The sequence below is a fragment of the Methyloparacoccus murrellii genome, assembly GCF_054657115.1.
This window is the reverse complement of sequence record NZ_BAAHXD010000099.1, coordinates 1-2,184: the sequence shown is the minus strand read 5'-3', so window position 1 is coordinate 2,184 and position 2,184 is coordinate 1. Positions and strand designations below refer to the sequence as shown.

General features: G+C 63.6%; 2 protein-coding genes. One reads left to right on the top strand and one right to left on the bottom strand.

The genetic code is table 11. From position 1 onward, the window contains the following. Nucleotides 1-157: 157 nt before the first annotated feature. Nucleotides 158-1,012 (bottom strand): phosphodiester glycosidase family protein, encoded by an 855-nt coding sequence (locus ACYQ1H_RS15435; RefSeq protein ID WP_460028924.1) that lies wholly within the window; start codon nucleotides 1,010-1,012, stop codon nucleotides 158-160. Nucleotides 1,013-1,294: 282 nt separating this feature from the next. Here ACYQ1H_RS15435 and ACYQ1H_RS15430 point away from each other — a divergent pair. Beyond that, the coding region (locus tag ACYQ1H_RS15430) for a cache domain-containing protein (RefSeq protein WP_460028923.1) at nucleotides 1,295-2,184 on the top strand (890 nt) is incomplete at its 3' end.

The following is a 2,184-nucleotide window of genomic DNA, read 5'->3' as shown; positions in this document are numbered from 1 at the left end:
GTGGGCTACGAACGGATAGGGTGAACAAGGATATTCGGTGAGCAACCATTTGTCGGAATTGCCATCTGGCATGATGGCCGGAGCCGATGCAAGGCTCTTGCCCTCAGAAAGGACTTTTCGATGTCACGCCGAGCGGCAAGGATGGTGCGTGTGTCCTTCACGGTTGAGATGACTGCGCTCCGCTATTTTCCGGCAGGCGCCGGGCATATACGCACAGATGATTGGCCACCCGCCGCTCGCTTCCCGGCGGCGGTCCGCTGGGTCGGTTGACGATTACCGGCAACTGCCCGGCTCCCGCGATTACCAGCGTGGTGCTGCCACCGCCATCCAGGTTCAGGCCATCATGGGCGCCGAGCCGTTTCAGCCAGGCCGCCGTCTCGGCCGTGCTCAACCCCTCGCTGTAGCCGGGTTGCCGGCCATCGGCGACCAGCAGGTATAGGTAGCGTCCCTCCCGGCTGACGCCGACCGCCGTCCGCGGATGCCGGGCAGTCGTGTCGCCCCGGTTGACTCCGCCTGTCAGCAGGGCATGGTAGCCACTGAGTCCGTTCCAGGCCTTGCGGCTGTCCACTGGCGAGCGGGCTATCCAGGCGCGTCGGTCGGCACCAATGAGCAGGGCGTCCCAGTGGTTGGGTTTGGAATAGCGGTGACCCCGAGACAGGGACAGGCCGAGCACGTCCATCGGGTCCCCGCGATGCTCGGCAAAGGTATCGAAGACCGAGCCGTTGATGGCTACCTGGCAGTGGAACTCTGCCAGGAATTCCGATGTCGAGCGCGCGCCGACGTCCTTTGGTGCCTTGCCGTTGGCGGGCGTGACCAGGAAGTCGATGCCGGCGGCCTGTGAGTCGATGCGTGCGACATGCAGGCGAAGCGGACGTGGCCTTGTTGCGGTAACCTGCAACAAGGCTACGCCCTGAAAGATGGGTTGCCAGTCCGGCAACCGGGCCGGTGGGACGATGGCCTCCGACAGATTTGTCGTGGGCGGGGAGTCCGCCAGGGCGATGGGCGGCAGCATCCCCATGAACCCGGCCATTGCCAGATAGACAAGTGCGGCGGGTTGGCGGATCGGTTTTCTCGCGTGCCCTGTTTTCAAGCCCGGTGTGTCTCGCTCATGCTGGCTTTGTGCTCGGCGATGAGTCATATAAATTCAGGTGAGGGTGACCAATATCCGTCGGACACAAAAGCACCGGTTCGTCATGGCCAGAGATCTCCCCGCCTTGCCGAGGTGGGCTGCATCGGCGAGTGTCCGGATGATGCCCAAGATCCAGCAACCCCATCGCATGATGATGATACAGCCATGTTCAGGATGAAATCGATCAAGGCGAGGATGCTGCTCGGATTCGGGACGACCCTGACCGTGTTGCTGACCTTGCTCGGCATCGTGATCTACCTGCAGATCCGCGACACACTCATCCCGCTGACCCGCGAATTCGGCATGGAGGTTGTCAAGGCCCGGTCAGCCGAGCTCGGGCGGCTGATGAACGGATACGCCAACGAGGTCCGGATCATGGCGGAACGCGATGTGATGCGTTCCGGCGATATCGAGGCCATCCGTCGGGACATGATCCAGCGGGCGCCTACCTACAATCCCGACTTCGAGATGATTTTCTTCGCCGATACCCACGGGCGCTTCTTCACCAGCACCGATGCCACCGGCAGCGTGCTGGACCGGGACTACTGGCATGCGATCATCGAGCAGGGCAAGCAAGGTGTGCTCAGCAATCCGCTGATATCCAAGGCCACCGGCGCGCCGGTGCTGGTCGTGGCGCATGCCGTCGATGACCCGGCACGGGGGCGCGTTGGGCTGCTGGCCGCCACTGTGCTGCTCAATACGCTGTCGGACATCGCCGGCTCCATCCGCATCGGCGAGCGTGGCTTTGGCTGGGTTTCGGACCCCAGCGGCCGGGTCGTGGCCCATCCCGATCCCAACCTGCGCCTGAAGCTGAACCTGCTGGAGTCGCCACCGGGCTTCCAGGGGCTGGATGTCATCGCCCGCCAGCTGGCGGGGGGAAAGCCGGGCATGGGCAGTTACCTGCGGCCTGACGGAACCCGCTTCCTGATGACCTTCAACCCCATTCCCGGACAGCCGGGCTGGGTGTTCGGCATTTCCATGCTGCATGCCGACCTGATGGGAAAGGCCGACCGGCTCATGCGCAACAACGCCGGCCTCATGATCGTCATTCTGCT

Bases quoted from the DNA above. Each gene is read 5' to 3' on its own strand.
- ACYQ1H_RS15435 (WP_460028924.1), bottom strand. From the start codon at position 1,012: ATGCTGCCGCCCATCGCCCTGGCGGACTCCCCGCCCACGACAAATCTG.